At 53.4% G+C, this 17,627-nt stretch carries 14 protein-coding genes; 7 read left to right on the top strand and 7 right to left on the bottom strand.

Going from position 1 to position 17,627, the window contains the following annotated elements:
* Positions 1-118 precede the first annotated feature (118 nt).
* The 3 genes from SAQUA_RS03280 (at position 119) to SAQUA_RS03270 (ending at position 2,712) form a co-directional block, all read left to right on the top strand.
* Positions 119-1,165 (top strand): NAD(P)-dependent alcohol dehydrogenase, encoded by a 1,047-nt coding sequence (locus tag SAQUA_RS03280; RefSeq protein WP_380677788.1) that lies wholly within the window; start codon positions 119-121, stop codon positions 1,163-1,165.
* A gap of 11 nt (positions 1,166-1,176) precedes the next feature.
* Positions 1,177-1,992, top strand: coding sequence for a 2,5-didehydrogluconate reductase DkgA (gene dkgA, locus SAQUA_RS03275; protein WP_380677786.1), 816 nt, complete (start codon positions 1,177-1,179; stop codon positions 1,990-1,992).
* A gap of 114 nt (positions 1,993-2,106) precedes the next feature.
* On the top strand, positions 2,107-2,712 hold the full coding sequence (locus SAQUA_RS03270; protein ID WP_380678242.1) for a transglycosylase SLT domain-containing protein: 606 nt from the start codon (positions 2,107-2,109) through the stop codon (positions 2,710-2,712).
* Positions 2,713-2,746: 34 nt separating this feature from the next.
* On the opposite strand, the gene SAQUA_RS03265 is transcribed toward SAQUA_RS03270, so the two are convergent.
* Positions 2,747-4,912: a YgiQ family radical SAM protein gene (locus SAQUA_RS03265; RefSeq protein ID WP_380677784.1), complete on the bottom strand. Its 2,166-nt coding sequence runs from the start codon at positions 4,910-4,912 to the stop codon at positions 2,747-2,749.
* An 88-nt stretch (positions 4,913-5,000) separates the two neighbouring features.
* Positions 5,001-5,813, bottom strand: a complete 813-nt coding sequence (locus SAQUA_RS03260) for a GntR family transcriptional regulator (RefSeq protein WP_380678240.1) — start codon at positions 5,811-5,813, stop codon at positions 5,001-5,003.
* A 135-nt stretch (positions 5,814-5,948) separates the two neighbouring features.
* Between SAQUA_RS03260 and SAQUA_RS03255 the strand changes: the two genes are divergently transcribed.
* From SAQUA_RS03255 to SAQUA_RS03245, 3 genes are read left to right on the top strand one after another with little or no spacing between them, the layout of a single operon-like run.
* Complete coding sequence (locus SAQUA_RS03255) at positions 5,949-6,965, top strand: ADP-ribosylglycohydrolase family protein (RefSeq protein WP_380677782.1); 1,017 nt, start codon at positions 5,949-5,951, stop codon at positions 6,963-6,965.
* Between the two features lie 8 nt (positions 6,966-6,973).
* A complete protein-coding gene (locus SAQUA_RS03250; protein ID WP_380677780.1) occupies positions 6,974-8,371 on the top strand; it encodes a purine-cytosine permease family protein in 1,398 nt (465 codons plus the stop codon).
* The gene (locus SAQUA_RS03245) at positions 8,368-9,297 is read left to right on the top strand and encodes a PfkB family carbohydrate kinase (protein ID WP_380677778.1); all 930 of its coding nucleotides are present in this window, start codon (positions 8,368-8,370) and stop codon (positions 9,295-9,297) included. Before SAQUA_RS03250 ends, SAQUA_RS03245 begins: the two co-directional genes overlap by 4 nt.
* 42 nt (positions 9,298-9,339) lie before the next feature.
* On the opposite strand, the gene SAQUA_RS03240 is transcribed toward SAQUA_RS03245, so the two are convergent.
* Both SAQUA_RS03240 and xapA read right to left on the bottom strand, forming a co-directional pair.
* Positions 9,340-10,599 carry a nucleoside permease gene (locus SAQUA_RS03240; RefSeq protein WP_380677776.1) on the bottom strand — a complete coding sequence of 420 codons (1,260 nt, stop codon included), beginning with the start codon at positions 10,597-10,599 and terminating at the stop codon, positions 9,340-9,342.
* A gap of 85 nt (positions 10,600-10,684) precedes the next feature.
* A complete protein-coding gene (gene xapA / locus SAQUA_RS03235; protein WP_380677774.1) occupies positions 10,685-11,506 on the bottom strand; it encodes a xanthosine phosphorylase in 822 nt (273 codons plus the stop codon).
* Positions 11,507-11,636: 130 nt separating this feature from the next.
* Between xapA and SAQUA_RS03230 the strand changes: the two genes are divergently transcribed.
* Positions 11,637-12,548 (top strand): LysR family transcriptional regulator, encoded by a 912-nt coding sequence (locus tag SAQUA_RS03230; RefSeq protein WP_380677772.1) that lies wholly within the window; start codon positions 11,637-11,639, stop codon positions 12,546-12,548.
* On the opposite strand, the gene ftsP is transcribed toward SAQUA_RS03230, so the two are convergent.
* The 3 genes from ftsP to parC all read right to left on the bottom strand — a co-directional run bounded on the left by ftsP (position 12,545) and on the right by parC (position 17,494).
* Entirely contained in the window at positions 12,545-13,960 is a 1,416-nt protein-coding gene (ftsP, locus tag SAQUA_RS03225; RefSeq protein ID WP_380677770.1) for a cell division protein FtsP, read from the bottom strand. The two genes, SAQUA_RS03230 and ftsP, sit on opposite strands and share 4 nt — an antisense overlap.
* A gap of 149 nt (positions 13,961-14,109) precedes the next feature.
* Positions 14,110-14,844: a 1-acylglycerol-3-phosphate O-acyltransferase gene (locus SAQUA_RS03220; protein ID WP_380677768.1), complete on the bottom strand. Its 735-nt coding sequence runs from the start codon at positions 14,842-14,844 to the stop codon at positions 14,110-14,112.
* A gap of 376 nt (positions 14,845-15,220) precedes the next feature.
* Entirely contained in the window at positions 15,221-17,494 is a 2,274-nt protein-coding gene (gene parC, locus SAQUA_RS03215) for a DNA topoisomerase IV subunit A (RefSeq protein WP_380677767.1), read from the bottom strand.
* Between the last annotated feature and the right edge of the window lie 133 nt (positions 17,495-17,627).

The raw sequence follows: 17,627 nt of genomic DNA, 5'->3' as shown, positions 1-17,627 counted from the left end.
GGTGGTCACTTGGGTAACCCTCTCTGATTTCCTCCCAGTGCCCAGCCAATCATCGAGCACAGCTTTGCGCCCCGTCTGCGCCTTCCGGTTTTTGCTCGTCAACCCATGGGAGAATACTATGGCAGATCAATCAAGCCTTGTTGCTGACAATACCATTCACGCCTGGGCGTCCTCTGGCAAAGGGCAGCCTCTCGAGCCCTTCAGCTTCGATGCCGGGGCACTAGGCAATGATGATATTGAAGTGGCTATCGATTATTGTGGCGTCTGCCACTCCGACTTATCGATGCTGAATAATGAATGGGGCATGACCCGCTACCCGTTCGTGCCAGGCCATGAAGTGGTTGGCAAAGTGATCCGGCTCGGGCCCAATGCGCTTAACAAAGGGTTGAAGGTGGGGCAGGTTGTTGGCGTTGGCTGGAACCGCGGTAGCTGTATGCACTGCCACCCTTGCCTTTCTGGCGATCAGCACCTGTGCCATAAAGTGCAGCCAACTATTATTGGTCGCCATGGCGGGTTTGCCGACCGTATCCGCAGCCATTGGGCATGGGCGATCCCATTACCCGAAGGCGTCGATGTCACCCGTGCCGGGCCGCTGTTCTGCGGTGGGATCACCGTTTTCAACCCTTTGATACAATACAATGTACGTCCAACACAGCGTGTTGGCGTGGTCGGTATCGGTGGTTTGGGCCACATGGCGATCCGCTTTATGCATGCCTGGGGATGCGAAGTCACGGCCTTCACGTCATCAGCCAGTAAACGTGATGAAGCGCTTTCGCTGGGTGCACACCGCGTAGTTGCCAGTAATGACAGGTCTGCGTTTAAAGCGATTGCTAACCAGCTCGACTTTATTCTGGTCACCGCCAGTGCATCGCTGGACTGGGATGCCTTTATCGGTACACTGGCTCCTAAAGGCCGTCTGCATTTTGTTGGGGCCATACCCGATCCGGTACCGGTTCAGGTATTCTCGTTTATCAGCAAACAGGCCGAGCTTTCCGCCTCCCCTACCGGCGCACCTTCGCGACTGGCAGAGATGCTGGCATTTTGCGCCCGTCATGGCATTGTGCCGCAAGTGGAGCATTTCCCACTCAGTAAAGTAAACGATGCTATAGCACATCTGGCCGCTGGCAATGCCCGTTACCGGATCGTACTGGATATGCACGCGTGAGGAGATAACACATGCAACCCATCATCAAACTCCACGACGGCAACCTGATGCCGCAGTTAGGTCTTGGCGTTTGGCAGGCAAGTATCGAAGAAACGACCTTTGCTGTTAACAAGTCATTGGAAGTCGGCTATCGCTCTATCGATACCGCCGCAATTTACCAGAATGAGGAAGGTGTCGGAGCCGCGCTGCAATCCGCCGCTATCCCACGTAGCGAGCTGTTTATCACCACCAAGCTGTGGAACGACGATCAGGGCGATCCGCAGGCAGCTCTGGAAACCAGCCTGAAAAAGCTGCGCCTCGATTACGTCGATCTGTATCTGATCCATTGGCCAAAACCCGCACAGGATCAATACGTCGATGCCTGGCGTGGTTTGATAAAACTGCGTGAGCAAGGGCTGGCAAAAAGCATTGGCGTGTGTAATTTCCACATGCCGCACCTGCAGCGCCTGTTGGACGAAACCAACGTCGCCCCAGTGATCAACCAGATCGAACTGCATCCGTTGCTGCAACAGCGCCAGCTGCACGCCTGGAATGCGACCCATAACATTGCCACCGAATCCTGGAGCCCGTTGGCACAAGGAGGCGAAGGGGTATTCGATCAGGCAGTGATCAAGCGATTGGCAGAAAAGTACGGCAAGACTCCGGCACAGATCGTGGTGCGCTGGCATCTGGACAGCGGCCTGATTGTAATACCGAAGTCGGTGACGGCGTCGCGTATTCGCGAAAACTTTGAGGTGTTTGATTTCAAACTGGATAAAGATGAGCTGAGCGAGATTGCCAAGTTGGACGTCGGCAAGCGTCTCGGCCCGGATCCAGATTTATTCTAATCGGCTGTATTATCTGCACAAACTCGGCCCAAAAACGGGCCGAGTTCCCCTGCACCTTGCCAAGTGACGGGTGTATGAAGCAATTTTGTGATTTCACAGGTTACGCAAAGCACCATGATCTTCTCTGTTTCTCATCTGTCACGTCTGGCTATATTGCTAGTGCTCATGATGCTGGTCGGTTGTTCCAGCAAATCCCAGCGTCAACATACTGGCATTCATAGCTATAGTGATGAAATCGCAGACGCGGCCAAAGAATATGGCGTCGATAGTAAGCTGATTACCGCCATCATTCAGGTAGAGTCTGGCTTTAACCCACAAGCCGTCAGTCGTTCCAACGCGATTGGTTTAATGCAGCTCAAGGCTAACGGTGCAGGCTGCGACGCCTATCGCTATAAAGGCAAGCGTGGCTGCCCGGATGACGACGATCTGCTGGATCCCGAGACCAATATCGATTTGGGAGCCGCCTATATCAGTTCATTACAACACCAGCAACTGAACTGGATTGAACACCCGGTAACACGCCGCTATGCCACCGAGGCTGCTTATGCCAATGGCGCAGGAGCGCTGTTACGCACCTTTTCCAGCGATCGAAAGAAAGCAATCCGCATGATTAATAGCCTGTCGCCCGAGGCATTTCACTGGCATATACGCCAGCATCATCCATCGCCTCAGGCACCCCGCTACATGCTGAAAGTCGAGGAAGCCTACAGCCGTTTATAGAAGGGCGCTACCGTTCAGGGAGCGCCCATTCGGCTCAGGCCTTGGTGCTGCGAACCGGCTTGCGTGGCGGTTTGTTGGTTGGCGTGCGCTGGCGGGTGATATCCGTATGCTTGGTCAACGCCGGGCGGGTATGCCGTTGTAGGCGTTTGGCTTCGCGCTGCTCGTCAAGGCTCGGTGCTGGAACCAGGCATTCACGGCGGCCACCAATCAGGTGTTTCATCCCCATTTCTTCCAGCGCGCTGCGGATCAACGGCCAGTTGAGCGGATCGTGATAACGCAATAGCGCTTTGTGCAAGCGGCGTTGACGTTCGCCACGTGGAATAAACACCTCTTCGCTTTTATATCCCACTTTGCCCAACGGGTTCTTACCGCTGTAATACATGGTAGTGGAATTAGCCATTGGTGATGGATAGAAATTCTGCACCTGATCGAGACGGAAACGGTTTTTCTTCAGCCACAGCGCCAGGTTGACCATATCCTCATCGCGGGTGCCGGGATGTGAAGAGATGAAATAGGGGATCAGGTACTGCTCTTTACCCGCCTGTTTGGAGTACTGGTCGAACAGTTGCTTGAAGCGATCGTAACTGCCCATTCCAGGTTTCATCATTTTGGACAGTGGCCCTTCTTCGGTGTGCTCCGGCGCAATTTTCAGATAACCGCCCACATGGTGGGTCGCCAGTTCCTTTATATAGCGTGGATCCTCCACTGCCAGATCGTAACGCACACCGGAGGCGATCAGGATCTTCTTGATGCCTTCCAGCTCCCGAGCACGGCGATACAGCTTGATGGTCGGCTCGTGGTTGGTGTCCATATAGGTACAGATTTCCGGATACACGCAAGAAGCACGGCGGCAGGTTTGCTCCGCTCGTGGATTGGTGCAACGCAGCATATACATATTGGCCGTTGGGCCACCCAGATCGGAAATCACTCCAGTAAAGCCGGGAACCTTGTCGCGGATCTCTTCGATCTCACGCACGATTGAGTCTTCCGAACGGCTCTGGATAATGCGCCCTTCATGCTCAGTGATCGAGCAGAACGAGCAACCGCCGTAGCATCCCCGCATGATATTCACCGAGAAACGGATCATGTCATAAGCCGGAATACGCTCTTCACCATAGGACGGGTGAGGCACGCGCTGATACGGCAGGGCAAATACGCTGTCCATTTCCGGCGTGCTGAGAGGGATCGCTGGCGGATTGATCCACACATAGCGATCGCCATGTTTCTGCATCAGCGCACGGGCACAGCCAGGGTTGGTTTCATGGTGCAGAATACGCGACGCGTGGGCATACAACACCTTATCTGCTTTCACCTTCTCAAAAGAAGGCAGCAGTACATAGGTCTTTTCCCACGGCTTCGGTTTAGCAGCACGCACAGTAACGGGCTTGGCTTCTGGCTCTGGCTTACCACCATCGGCGCAGGGCAAATCCTCCCCGTAAGGGTTCGGGATTGGCTCAATGCGGCCCGGTTTGTCCAGACGGGTAGAATCCACACCGCTCCAGCCCGGTAAGGGCTGCTTACGCATCACGGCGGTATTGCGAATATCATGGATATCGGCAATATTCTCACCCGCCGCCAGGCGATGCGCCAGCTCCACCAGCGGACGTTCACCGTTGCCGTAAATCAAAATGTCAGCCTTGGAATCTACCAACACCGAACGGCGCACGGTATCAGACCAGTAATCATAGTGCGCGATACGCCGCAGGCTGGCTTCGATGCCCCCGAGGACGATTGGCACATCTTTATAGGCTTCTTTACAACGTTGGCTGTAGACCAATGTGGCACGGTCAGGGCGTTTGCCCCCCACGTTGCCCGCCGTATAGGCATCGTCATGACGTAGTTTGCGGTCGGCAGTGTAACGGTTGATCATCGAATCCATGTTGCCGGCAGTCACACCGAAGAACAGATTCGGTTTGCCCAGGCGCATGAAATCTTCTTTATTGCTCCAGTCCGGTTGAGCAATAATCCCAACGCGAAAGCCCTGAGCCTCCAGCATGCGACCAATGATTGCCATGCCAAAACTTGGATGATCGACATAGGCGTCGCCGCTGATAATGATCACATCACAGCTGTCCCAACCCAGTTGGTCCATTTCTTCGCGCGACATCGGCAAGAATGGCGCTGGGCCAAAACATTCGGCCCAATAAGGCTTATAGGAAAACAGTTCACGTTCGGGTTGGATCAGGCTGGTGGTGCTCATTACGGGTACTCTTGTACAGGTTAATTTATCGCCGGGCGGCGATTATACGCACTCCATAGCAAAAGAGCATGGTTATTTATCCATTTGCTCAGCTATTCACCTCAAACTCATAAACATCGCTGCGGCACAGTGTTTCACTCAACTCCAACACCTCACCTTGCGCGTTGCGGCTGGTCTGAACAATTCTCAACAGCGGTGCACCGCTGTGCACATTTAGCAAACCGGCATTCTCTTCGCTGCAAGTGATGGCTTTTAAGCGAAAATGCTTTCCATCTGGCACAATACCGCGCGACTGCCACAGGGCATAAAGTGAATGTTCCAAATGTTCAGGGTCTGGCAGGAAACGCAGTGGGATATAGGTGGTTTCCAGTGAAACCGGGTTGCCATCCATCAACCGCAGGCGTCGCAACTTCACCACAGCGCTGTTACTTTCAAGTTCCAGTGCCATGGCAATATCTGCCGGTGCGGTAATATGAGTACGCAACAGCCATTGGTTGCTGACGCTACTACCACTGCGTAACACCTGAGCGGTAAAACCCTGATCCGGGTTAAGAGAATAACCGATGTGCATAGCGACACGCGTGCCACTGCCCTGCTGGCGTATGACCAAATCTTTTTCTTCCAGCAGCTTCATTGCCTTGCTGACGGTCACGCGCGATACATCCAAGACCTCCGCAATTGCCCGCTCCGGAGGTAAAAAGTCACCGACCGCTAACACATGCTGCTTGATGGCGGCCTCAATGGTTGTCGCCAGCTGAATATAGCGTGGTGCCGCCGTTGCCAGCAAAAACTGCTGTTGTAACCAGACAGTAAAATCACTCATAGTCCCTGCTTGTTGATTAGCCGAACGCCTATCCGAAGTCGTTTCTACCATATTTGTCACACCCGAGATTAAGAACATCACTCCGAGTTCCTTGGAAATAGATTGGCATCACACTTCTTAATAATTGGACTTCAATTGGATCTATTTAGCACGTACCGTTATCTTACTGATGCTTTGACACCAGTACGCTCCAACACCAGGGAACACCATTAGATGAAAATAAAACAAAACTCCCACCACGCCATTCTCGGAGCCCTTTATGGGCAAGCGATTGGCGATGCGATGGGAATGCCATCAGAACTTTGGCCATTGCAACAAGTTCGCGACTATTTTGGCTGGATAACTCACTTTCTGCCCGGCCCAGAAGAAAATATAGCAGCAAACGGATTTGTCGCTGGGGAATTCACCGATGATACTCAGCAGGCCGTTGCGCTGATGGATGCACTGCTGGCCGCCAAGGGCCAGGTTGAACCGGAACGCATTGCTCACCACATTATGCTATGGGCAGAGCGGGTCGGGGCCTTTGACAAGAATATCCTTGGCCCTAGTTCAAAAGCGGCGCTGCTGGCATTCCGTGCCGGTACGCCGCTGGCTGAAATCCCTGCCAACGGTGTTACCAACGGGGCGGCGATGCGCGTCGCCCCGTTAGGTTGCATGCTGCCAAGTGGCGATCTGCCTGGGTTTATCGAGGCAGTCCGTCTCTCTTGCAGCCCAACCCACAAGTCGGATATCGCTGTAGCGGGCGCTTTCGCCATTGCCTGGGCAATCAGCCGGGCTATCGAAGGGGCTGACTGGGTAACTCTCAAGCACGAACTGCCAACGCGGGTAGAACAGGTCCAGCAGCAAAAGATCACCACCTTCAGCCCTTCACTCAGCCGCCGTTTGGTTTGGGCAATAGAGTTCGCATCCAGCCTGAGTCATTTGCAGGATAGCGATGCATTGGCCGAGCTTTACCACACCATCGGTGCTGGCATGGATAATATCGAGTCTATTCCGATGGCGCTGGCGTTGGTTGAGCTGGCAGGGACAGATCCCAAACGTTGTGCGGTCCTGGCGGCGAATCTGGGCGGAGACACCGATACCATTGGCGCCATGGCAACGGCAATCTGCGGAGCACTGCACGGAATTGATGCCTTCCCCGCAGAATGGATTGACAAGATCAATCGCGCCAATCAGATTGACTTTCAGCCTTATGCAGAGGCTCTTCTCAGTCTACGCCAACAGGAATAAATCGCACTATGAGTGAAATTAACCGTAATGAGACATGGAAAGTAGAAAGTACGGGGATCGATCGCGTACCCAATGCCGAGCAAACCGGTAAACCGATCGAGCTTTTCTGGGTTTGGTCCGCTGCCAACATCGGTATTCTCGGTGTGGTATACGGAGCGATTATTGTCGCATTCGGTTTATCTTTCATTCAGTCAATTCTTGCTGCATTAGCTGGCGTTGCCAGCTTTGCGCTGGTAGGTTACACCAGCTTCGCAGGCAAACTCGGCCGTACCTCTACTCTCACCTTATCGCGGGTGATTTTTGGCCTGAAAGGCAACATCGCCCCCACCACGTTCAGTTGGATCAACCTGATGGGCTGGGAAGCGGTGAACGTCATTACCGGTACTCTGACCCTGGCTGCCCTTTTCCAGGCGGCGGGTATGGGCGAAAGCGTCCCACTCACTGCTTTTAGCCTGATACTGTTTGGCGGCCTGACCATTGTGGTCAGCCTGCTGGGCCAGAATACGGTGGTGTGGATGCAGAGCTGGTTCAGTAAAGTGTTCGGCACCATGACGCTGATCGTGGTGCTGTATATCGTTTTTAATACCGAGTGGAGCAAAGTACTGGCATTACCCTCTGGCAGTTGGCTGACCGGCTTCCTGCCCGCCGTTTCGGTGATCGCTGCCGGTACCGGTATCAGTTGGGCTATCGCTGGTGCGGATTACAGCCGTTATCAAAGCCCGGAATCGTCGAATAAAAGCATTTTTGCTGCGGTGGTCGGTGGGGCTTGCCTGCCGTTGATCCTGTTGATGTTCACCGGGATCCTGCTTTCTGTGCAACTTCCCGATCTGGCAAGTTCCGCCAACCCGATTGCTCTGATCGGCTCGGTACTGCCGAAGTGGATGGCAATCCCTTATCTGCTGGCCGCTACCGCCGGTATCGTCACCATTGCCGTGCTCAGCCTCTACTCTGCCAGCCTTAACCTGCTGACGCTGGGTGTGAAGGTGAAACAATCCCTGGCCGTTTCCATCGACGCTATCGTGATCCTCGCCATCGCCATCTATGTGCTGTTTATCTCCGGCGATTTTATGGGGCCATTTATCTCCTTCCTGGTGTTCTGTGGCGTGTTCCTTGCCGCCTGGGAAGCGATCTTCATTCTCGATTATACAAAAGTGCGCCGTCATCATGGCTATAACGCCAATGCCCTGTATGGCCTGAATGGTGAAAACCGTGGTGTGCGGGCAGTACCGTTATTTTGCTGGTTCCTGGGTGCGCTATGTGGACTGATGGTGACCAAAACCGGCTTTATCGACGGCCCACTGGCCAAAGGGCTGTTTGCCGATTCCAGCCTGGGGCTGTTTGTTTCATTCCTGGTCAGCCTGTTCGCTTATGGCCTCTATCTGGCCAAGAGCGGAGGACGTCAATGAGTGAGTTTGTTGCAGTAAGGCCGGTTCTGGTTATAGGCGGAGCGGTGGGCGATATCGTCCTCACTCTGCCAAATCTGCCAGTCAGTGGTGAAGATATCGAAGCACAGCCGCAAGATCGGCAAATTGGCGGTTGTGCCTTCAACGTCGCGCGAGCGTTACGTCGCCTACAGGTTCCGGTAATCAACGGTATTCCGGTTGGCAACGGTGAATGGGGAAGCGCCATTGAAGCCGCCATGCAACAGCTGGATCTGCCGGTACTATTACGCCACGGCCAGAAGGATAATGGCTGGTGTCTGGCATTGGTGGAACCAAGTGGCGAACGTACCTTTATCACGGTGACCGGTTGTGAGACACAGTGGAACAAAGCACAGTTAGCCACTCTGCCGCTCACACCGGAAACCGTGGTCTACGCCAATGGCTATGAAATGGCGGGAGAGCCTGGCGAAGCATTACGCGAATGGCTGACACGCCTGCCGTTCGATCAATGGCGGCTGGTCGATCCTGGTCCACGCATCGGCCAATTGGGTGAGGAGTTTTTCGCCATGCTCAGTGACAGCAATACGCTGCTGACCCTGAACCGTGACGAAGTAACCATCCTGTGTGGTGAAGGTGACCCAGTCAGCGCCGCTCAGCGTTATGCCGCTTCACATAACATCACGCTCATCTGTCGTCTGGATCGTGATGGTGCCTGGATCTGTGATGGCCGCAATGCTGCGCAGCATGTTCCGGTCTATCAGGTCGAGGTGATCGATACCATCGGTGCAGGGGATGCTCACAGTGCCGGTTTGCTGGCTGGGCTCTCTGCTGGCTGGCCATTGCCGCAGGCCGTCGATCTGGCTAATCGCGTAGCAGCCTGCGTGGTAGCAAGCGTTGGCGCAGCCGGTGCGCCGGACTGGCAACAGTTACAACAGCGTTTTCCTGCCTGACTTCCCAGGGCCCAGTTATCTTGCTGGGCCCAGATTTTTCCCCTAATGTGCTCTCTGCATTTCCTCAATGGCCTCTTCAGGCCGATGCTGATAGTTGAAAGACAGCGCAAAAATCACACCCAGCGCCAGGGTATAACCGGCAAATACCAGCCAGATACTCTGCCAGTCTTTCACTCCATTCTGGGTAAAGAAATCCACCACTTCGCCGCTGGCAATGGCACCGACATAAGCACCGGCACCGTTAACCATGGTCATAAACAACCCTTGTGCGCTAGCTCGAATGCGGTGATCGGCCTCTTTCTCAACAAAGATGGCGCCGGAAATATTAAAGAAATCAAACGCGCAACCGTAGACAATCATCGAGAGCAGCAGTAGCACGAAGCCAAACCCCGCAGGTGTACCATAAGCCAGGAACAGGAAGCGTAACGTCCAGGCCGCCATACTGATCAGCATGACCTGCTTGATACCATATCTGCGTAGAAAGAACGGAATGGTGAGGATGAAGAAAACTTCAGAGATTTGTGACAGAGAAAGTAAAACCGAGGGATAGCGCACGCTGAAGCTATCCTGATACAGCGGATTGAGCGAAAAATCGTGCAGGAACGGGTTACCAAACGTATTGGTGATCTGCAGTGCCGCCCCCAGCAACATGGCGAACAGGAAGAAGATCGCCATACGTTTTTGCTTAAACAGCACAAACGCATCCAACCCCAGAACGCTGACCCAACTCTGCGAACGCTTGGCATTGCTGGTTGGGCAATGCGGCAACGTGAGGGAATAACCCGCCAGCAGTAACGATACCGCAGAAGCCAGATACAGTTGCATACTGCTCAGTTCAATCCTGCTGAAGCTAATCAGCCACATTGCGAGAATAAAACCTACGGTGCCATAGACTCGCACCGGTGGGAAATCTTTCACCGTGTCGTATCCATGCTTTTCCAGACAAAAGTAAGAAATGGCGTTGGAAAGCGCAATGGTTGGCATATAAACCATGGCATTGAACAGCATAACCCAGAACATCACTAGTGGTTGGTCAACCTGCGCGGCACAGTAAAGGGCCACTGCCCCCAACAAATGGCACAGGCCATAGAGATAATTGGCCTTGATCCAGCGATCGGCGATGATCCCGGCCAGACTCGGCATAATCAGCGCCGCGATCCCTTTCGAACTGTAAACCAGCCCGACCTGTGCCCCACTGAAATGCAGGGTATTGATCATGTAAGATCCCAACGTCACCAACCAAGCCCCCCAGATAAAGAACTGGAGGAAAACCATCACTTTCAACCGCGTTTTTATTGTCATTACCATCACCTTGTTATTCTGACTAAATCGATGATTTAGGCGGTAAGGTAGGGCTTACCGCAGGGTGTTCGGATGGAAATAAGGGTTACAGCGTTTTGAAGAACTCACGAATAAGGCGCATAAAGTCGTCCGCAGCCATTGCGGCACAGCTTAACGTCTGCTCATGGGAAAGTGGGGTATCCGATAATCCTTCGGCATAGTTGGTCATGGCTGAAACCACTAACACTTTCAGACCACAGTGGCGCGCTGAAAGCACTTCAGGCACGATCGACATCCCAACGACGTCACAGCCCAGAGTTTGCATCATGCGAATTTCGGCCGGCGTTTCGAAATTCGGACCTGTGTAGGCGGCAAATACACCTTCCGCCAGTGGGATCCCAGCACTGGCGGCAACACGCGCCAACTGTGCACGCAAATCGCGATCGTAGGCATTAGCCAGGCTGAAGAAGCGCGGACCGAAACGTTCGTCGTTGCTACCTACCAAAGGAGATTCCGGCATGAAGTTGATGTGATCCGTCAACGCAACCAAGCTCCCAGGTGCGACCGATTTTCGCAGCGAACCGGCAGCATTGGTGGCCAGCAGGAATTCGCACCCCAGCAGTTTGAAAGTACGGATTGCGGTGGTCATCACCTGCATGCCGCGCCCTTCATAGAAATGCCCACGCCCTTTCATACACAGCACGGGCACGCCTTCCAACCAGCCCGCCACCAACTGCCCGGCATGGCCAACCACCGTGCTGACTGGGAATCCCGGCAGTTCGGTATAGTCGATGGTCACGCTATCGGTCATGACTTCGGCCAAAGCTCCCAGCCCAGAGCCCAGAATCACTGCCGCACGCGGTTGAAAGCCTGGTAATCTGGCACGCAAAACATCAGCACAAGAAAAAGCATCATCTTGATTAAACATAGTATTCTCTTCTGTGAGAGGGGAGGATTTCCCATAGTAGAGAGCGATAGAGGGCGGAGACCAATACATTCTTGTCCGCTGATTTATTCTGTTCGCCTATAAATAACAGCGCACCGGGAGTGCCTTGCCGATGAAAAAACAACCACTACCCGACCCAAGCCGGATCAATTTTCGTCTGTTGCATTACTTTCGTGTTGTTGCAGAAGAGATGAACTTCACTTTGGCTGCACAGCGGTTGAACATCTCACAGCCGCCACTCAGCAAACATATCAAAGAGCTGGAAAACCAGCTCGGCGTTGAATTATTCAAACGAACTACCCGTTCAATGTCACTGACACTGGCGGGACGTACGCTATTCAACAGCGTTGAAATGCTGCTGGATCAGGCGGGTAACGCGCTGCATCAGGTCCAGCAATTGGGCCGTGGCGAAGCGGGGCACATGGTGATCGGTATGGTGGGCACTTCCGTCTGGGGTGGGCTGATCCCGGCGTTAAGACGCTTTACCGGGCAAACAGAAAATGTGACATGGACATTGAACGAGCAAACGCCCAGCCAGCAGATTATTTCACTGCAGAAGCGACATATTGATATTGGTATCTGGCGTGAGGCAAAACAGCAGGTATTACCTGGATTAGCCTGCCAATTGCTGGCAAGGGAGAGTATTTCCGTGGTGCTGCCTGCCAATCATCCCCTGGCAACGGGCACTGAGATAGCCCTTGGTGCTCTGCAGCGCGATAAATTTATCGTGTTACCGCCACATGAGGCCAGCTTGGGGCTATATCTGCATAACCTGTGTCTGCAGCAGGGTTTTGCACCAGACATTGCCCATCAGGTGAATGAACCGCAAACATTGATGGCATTGGTAGCTGAAGGGTTCGGCATTACGCTACTGCCAGACAGTTACGGGCGCATTCCATGGCCCGGCGTGCGTTTTTGCCCATTGCAGGCGGCACCCTCAGCGGATCTGTATGCAATCTATCACGCCGAAAGTGCCACGCCGGTCGTACGCGCTTTCCTGAAAATGCTGCGAACAACAGTTTAAGACGACGCCTGCACCGCAAATTGGCCGGTTGAACCGCGATCGGCCATTTCCAGCGTCTGGCTGTAGAACAGGAACGGGAAGTGTTCGGAAGAAACCTGATTAAAATACACCAGTAACTCAACGTCACCATCCACCCAGACGGTATCCTTCCAACCCCGGTCTTCTGCCATCGGCTGGGCACCATTGATGCGTTTAATCAGGAATTGCACACCTTGAATATGGAATGCCTGCGGTAAGTCCGCATGGATGTTCCAGCGCTCCCAGCCCCCCTGCATCGTTTGCACATCTATACGGTTCATGTCCCAGAGAGTGCCGTTAATCCCGGGCATTTTGTCACCCAGGCGGAACTCACGCGTACGGCCTATCTTACCTTCCGGCATCTGTTCGGCCAGCAACTGCACAGGCAGATTGTCAGTAACCAGCGGCAATAGCCCCGTCGGTTTGAGCGTCAGTACCAAGGTAGAAATAAGCAGGCTGGAAGGCTCTAACAGGCCACGCAAGCGATCCATAATCCCCGCTGCCTCACCGGCCGTAATGGAAACCTCATCTCCCTTCGACATATCTATCAGTATTTCACGACGTTCACCCGGAGCCAGAGAGAGCTGCTGTACTGCTACTGGCGCTGTCAGGAACCCCTGATCGCTGGCAATCACGATGATTGGCCGCCCATCGCTTAGCTGCAAGGTATAACGCCGCGAATTGGATGCGTTCAACAGGCGCAAGCGCACCCAACCACGGGAAACCTCAATAAAGGGGTTTTGTACCCCATTGACCAGTAGCGTATCACCAAGAAAACCGCCCTGTGCAGGGGGGTTATACTCAGGCGTACCGAAGTTATCCAGCCGTTTATCCTGGATGATCAACGGAAAATCATCGACGCCATAATGGCTCGGCAACGGCAGGTTTTTACTGTTCTCATCTTCAACCAGCCATAAACCGGCCAAACCGTTGTAGACATGGGGAGCCATACGGTTTGGAGTATTGGCATGATACCAACAGGTGGCTGCGGGCTGACGAATTGGAATAACAGGCGACCAATCTACATTAGGCGACATCATCCGTGGCGCGCCCCCCATCAAGGTGCCTGGTACCTGTAATCCACTGATGGTCATTGAAACCGGTTCGGTGAGACGATTGCTGTAAATAAGTTTAACGTCATCTCCGCTATACACCCGAACCGTTGGCCCCAGATACGTGCCATTAATGCCCCAGACAGATACTTTACGGTTGTCCATAAAAGCCCAATGGGCACGCTGCAAGGTTAAAAACAGCGGTTGCCCACGGCGGGACTCCAATAAAGGAGGAATGGGTAAGAGGGTTTGCGTGCCGCTCGCCTCAGCCCTCAGAGGTACCGTTCCAGCGCATAGCGCCAAGCCCGATGCCTGAATAAACTGACGTCGACTGAGTGACATATTCTCTCCATGAAGAAAAATTAAACCGTGTGAAAAGCACCAACGCAATCAAGCCATCGGAGCATAAAATAGTCCCCTTCATTTCAAGGCACTCCTACCAAAGAGCCGGGGCCGCCTTAAAATGAGTGGGATCGACCTGCTGGTTAATTTTATTTTTTGGCAGCGTCAAGCTGGGCAACTTCCGCATCCAGCTGTTCAATCTTCACCAACATCACTTCACGGCAATGAGCTGCCAGTTCACGTACCTGCTCTTTGCTGTAGCCGCTGGTGTCAATCGGTTCCAGCATCTCCACGATAGCATGGCCATTGTTCCAGCGATTCAGGTTGATCTTACCGCTAGTGGTCGAAACACAAATCGGGACAATCGGTACCCCGGCTGCAATGGCGGCGTGGAATGCACCGGTTTTGAATGGCAACAAACCACGGCCACGGCTGCGCGTCCCTTCAGGGAACATCCAGATAGAGATATCTTTCTTCGTAATGGCTTCAACCACCTGAGCAATGGTGCCGTGCGCTTTGGCGCGATTGTCTCTATCTATTAGCAGATTACCCGTTAGCCAATAGATCTGACCGAAAAACGGGATCCACAGCAGGCTTTTCTTGCCCACGGTCACAGTACGTGGCTGCACGGCATTAGAAGCCGTGACCATATCGTAGTTATTCTGATGGTTGGCAATATAAATGCACTTACCGTTATGCGCTGCGCTAGCAGGCTTACGGACTTCAACCTTTAAGCCGAGTATCGTTGACAAGCGGCCAAACAGATGACCAAACGTCGCTACATGACGGGGATTACGCGGGCTGAACAGGCAGTAAATCGAACCGAAAATGCACACCAGAATGCAATAGATAATGATAAAAATTGCACGCAATATTAATAACATAACAACCTCATTAGCACACTGCCGACACAGCATTAACCCCAGAATTGCAGGATAACGACTACGTGGGCACTTTTATGGTAGAGGGCCGCCGACTTCACCCATATCAGTATCGCCCTGCAAATTGCAGCAAATTGGCTGCCAGACGGCGAACGACACAACAAATTTATGCCGTAAAATTTAACTCATTGAAATTAAATAGTGGTAAAAAAGTGGGCGCATTATACTGCGCCCTTTCGATGCATATACTCAAAATAATTCGAGTTGCATGTAGGCGGCAAGTCCGAGAGTCGCCAGGAGCATAGCCTACTATGTGACTGGTGCGAACGGACGAAGCCAACACCCATGCAGCTTGAAGTATGACGAGTATAACACCGGCTTACTCTTCGCTATCACCAGTTGATGGCCGCTCCGGCATATCCAGTTCAACCCGATCAATACGTTGCAGCCCACGCGGTAGCAAGGTGCCTTTACGGCCACGCTCGGCGCGGAATTTTTGCAAATCTTCCGGCCGTAGCTTCAGCTTGCGTTTGCCAACGTGCAGGGTGATCGAAGTTTGCGGCGGCAAGACAAACAGCCAGGCAAGCTTATCTTCACCGCTTGCCGCCTGTGCCGAAGGTATCGAGACAATCTTGTTGCCCTTGCCCTTCGAAAGCTGAGGCAGATCGGCTACCGGGAACATCAGCATCCGGCCAGCAGCAGTAATGGATAGCAGCATGTCGTCATCGCTGTTGATCTCCATCGGCGGTAATGCTTTGGCATTATCCGGCAGAGTAATCATCACCTTACCGGCGCGGTTGCGCGCCACCAGATCGTTGAAGGTACATACAAAGCCATAACCGGCATCGGAAGCCATCAGCAGTTTCTGATCGTCGGCGGCCATCAAGACCTGTTCAACCGTCGCACCTGGTGGTGGCGTCAGTTTGCCCGTCAGTGGCTCACCTTGTCCACGCGCCGAAGGCAGCGTTAATGGATCCAGGGCATAGCTGCGACCGGTGGAATCGATAAATACCACCGGCTGATTACTCTTGCCACGGGCCGCTGCGCGGAAGCTGTCACCTGCCTTGTAACTCAGGCCACTCGGATCGATGTCGTGGCCCTTGGCACTGCGCACCCAGCCCATTTCCGACAGCACGATAGTCACCGGCTCTGACGGCACAAAATCGTGCTCGCTCATTGCTTTCGCTTCTTCACGTTCTGTCAGCGGTGAACGACGGTCGTCACCATAAGCTTGTGCATCAGCCTGGATTTCTTTCTTGATCAAATTATTCAGCTTACGCTCGGATGCCAACAACGCCTGCAGATGATCGCGCTCTTTTGCCAATTCATCCTGCTCGCCACGGATCTTGAACTCTTCCAGCTTGGCCAAATGGCGCAGCTTCAGTTCAAGGATCGCTTCGGCCTGCGTATCAGTGATGCCAAACCGCTGCATCAGTACCGGCTTTGGCTCATCTTCGCTACGGATGATGTGGATCACTTCGTCGATATTGAGGAATGCAATCAGCAAACCTTCCAGAATGTGCAACCGCTTGAGCACTTTCTCCAGGCGATAATTCAGACGCCGACGCACCGTGTCACGGCGGAAAGCCAGCCATTCGGTGAGGATTTCCACCAGCCCTTTAACCTGCGGACGGTTATCCAGACCAATCATGTTCATGTTGATGCGGTAGCTACGTTCCAGATCGGTGGTGGCGAACAGATGGTTCATCACCTGATCTAAATCGATCCGATTTGAGCGTGGAACGATAACCAACCGGGTCGGATTTTCGTGATCGGATTCATCACGCAGATCTTCTACCATCGGTAGCTTTTTGGCCCGCATCTGGCTGGCAATCTGCTCCAACACCTTGGCCCCGGAAACCTGATGGGGCAGTGCCGTGATCACCGCACTGCCATCTTCTTTTTTCCAAATAGCACGCATGCGTACCGAACCACGGCCATTCTGGTAAATTTTCTGGATATCGGCACGCGGGGTAATGATTTCGGCTTCGGTCGGGAAGTCTGGGCCCTGAACAAACTCCAGCAGATCATCGAGCGAAGAACCCGGTTTGTCGATTAGGGCAATCACAGCGGCGGCGATTTCACGCACGTTATGCGGCGGAATATCGGTCGCCATACCCACGGCAATACCGGTGGTGCCGTTGAGCAGAATATTCGGCAAGCGTGCGGGCAACATCTTCGGCTCCTGCATGGTGCCGTCAAAGTTAGCCCCCCACTCCACAGTTCCCTGCCCCAACTCCCCCAGCAGAACCTCGGCGTATTTTGACAGGCGCGACTCGGTATAACGCATTGCAGCAAACGATTTAGGATCGTCTGGCGCCCCCCAGTTCCCTTGACCATCCACCAACGGGTAGCGGTAAGAGAACGGCTGCGCCATCAGCACCATCGCTTCATAACAGGCACTATCGCCATGCGGATGGTACTTACCCAGCACATCACCAACGGTACGTGCAGACTTTTTGAATTTGGCGCTATTGTTAAGCCCCAGCTCCGACATGGCATAGATAATGCGGCGCTGTACCGGCTTTAAACCATCGCCAATATAGGGCAGCGCCCGATCCATGATGACGTACATGGAATAGTTCAGATAGGCGTTTTCAGTGAATGTGTGCAGCGGTAAACGCTCAACACCGTCATGAGTCAGTTCACTCATTACTCAAATATCCTCAGACCGTGGCTTGGCTATCCCTGACGATGGGGCAAAGTGCTGTCCTCTACCCGCAGTATACGCAATGGATTTCAAGATTCTGCCCGCGATAGTAACCCATCTGCGGGGTAGCTGTCAC

This window comes from Serratia aquatilis, assembly GCF_044865145.1.
In the GTDB taxonomy this organism is placed as follows: Bacteria; Pseudomonadota; Gammaproteobacteria; order Enterobacterales; family Enterobacteriaceae; genus Chania; species Chania aquatilis.
This window is presented reverse-complemented; position numbering and strand designations above follow the sequence as displayed.

What these genes read in the sequence shown, in the direction of transcription:
- SAQUA_RS03260 (WP_380678240.1), bottom strand. Translation starts at nt 5,813, where the DNA reads ATGTTCTTAATCTCGGGTGTGACAAATATGGTAGAAACGACTTCGGAT.
- dkgA (WP_380677786.1), top strand. Translation starts at nt 1,177, where the DNA reads ATGCAACCCATCATCAAACTCCACGACGGCAACCTGATGCCGCAGTTA.
- parC (WP_380677767.1), bottom strand. Translation starts at nt 17,494, where the DNA reads ATGAGTGAACTGACTCATGACGGTGTTGAGCGTTTACCGCTGCACACA.
- SAQUA_RS03230 (WP_380677772.1), top strand. Translation starts at nt 11,637, where the DNA reads ATGAAAAAACAACCACTACCCGACCCAAGCCGGATCAATTTTCGTCTG.
- SAQUA_RS03220 (WP_380677768.1), bottom strand. Translation starts at nt 14,844, where the DNA reads ATGTTATTAATATTGCGTGCAATTTTTATCATTATCTATTGCATTCTG.
- ftsP (WP_380677770.1), bottom strand. Translation starts at nt 13,960, where the DNA reads ATGTCACTCAGTCGACGTCAGTTTATTCAGGCATCGGGCTTGGCGCTA.
- SAQUA_RS03240 (WP_380677776.1), bottom strand. Translation starts at nt 10,599, where the DNA reads ATGACAATAAAAACGCGGTTGAAAGTGATGGTTTTCCTCCAGTTCTTT.
- SAQUA_RS03245 (WP_380677778.1), top strand. Translation starts at nt 8,368, where the DNA reads ATGAGTGAGTTTGTTGCAGTAAGGCCGGTTCTGGTTATAGGCGGAGCG.
- SAQUA_RS03255 (WP_380677782.1), top strand. Translation starts at nt 5,949, where the DNA reads ATGAAAATAAAACAAAACTCCCACCACGCCATTCTCGGAGCCCTTTAT.
- SAQUA_RS03265 (WP_380677784.1), bottom strand. Translation starts at nt 4,912, where the DNA reads ATGAGCACCACCAGCCTGATCCAACCCGAACGTGAACTGTTTTCCTAT.
- xapA (WP_380677774.1), bottom strand. Translation starts at nt 11,506, where the DNA reads ATGTTTAATCAAGATGATGCTTTTTCTTGTGCTGATGTTTTGCGTGCC.
- SAQUA_RS03270 (WP_380678242.1), top strand. Translation starts at nt 2,107, where the DNA reads ATGATCTTCTCTGTTTCTCATCTGTCACGTCTGGCTATATTGCTAGTG.
- SAQUA_RS03250 (WP_380677780.1), top strand. Translation starts at nt 6,974, where the DNA reads ATGAGTGAAATTAACCGTAATGAGACATGGAAAGTAGAAAGTACGGGG.
- SAQUA_RS03280 (WP_380677788.1), top strand. Translation starts at nt 119, where the DNA reads ATGGCAGATCAATCAAGCCTTGTTGCTGACAATACCATTCACGCCTGG.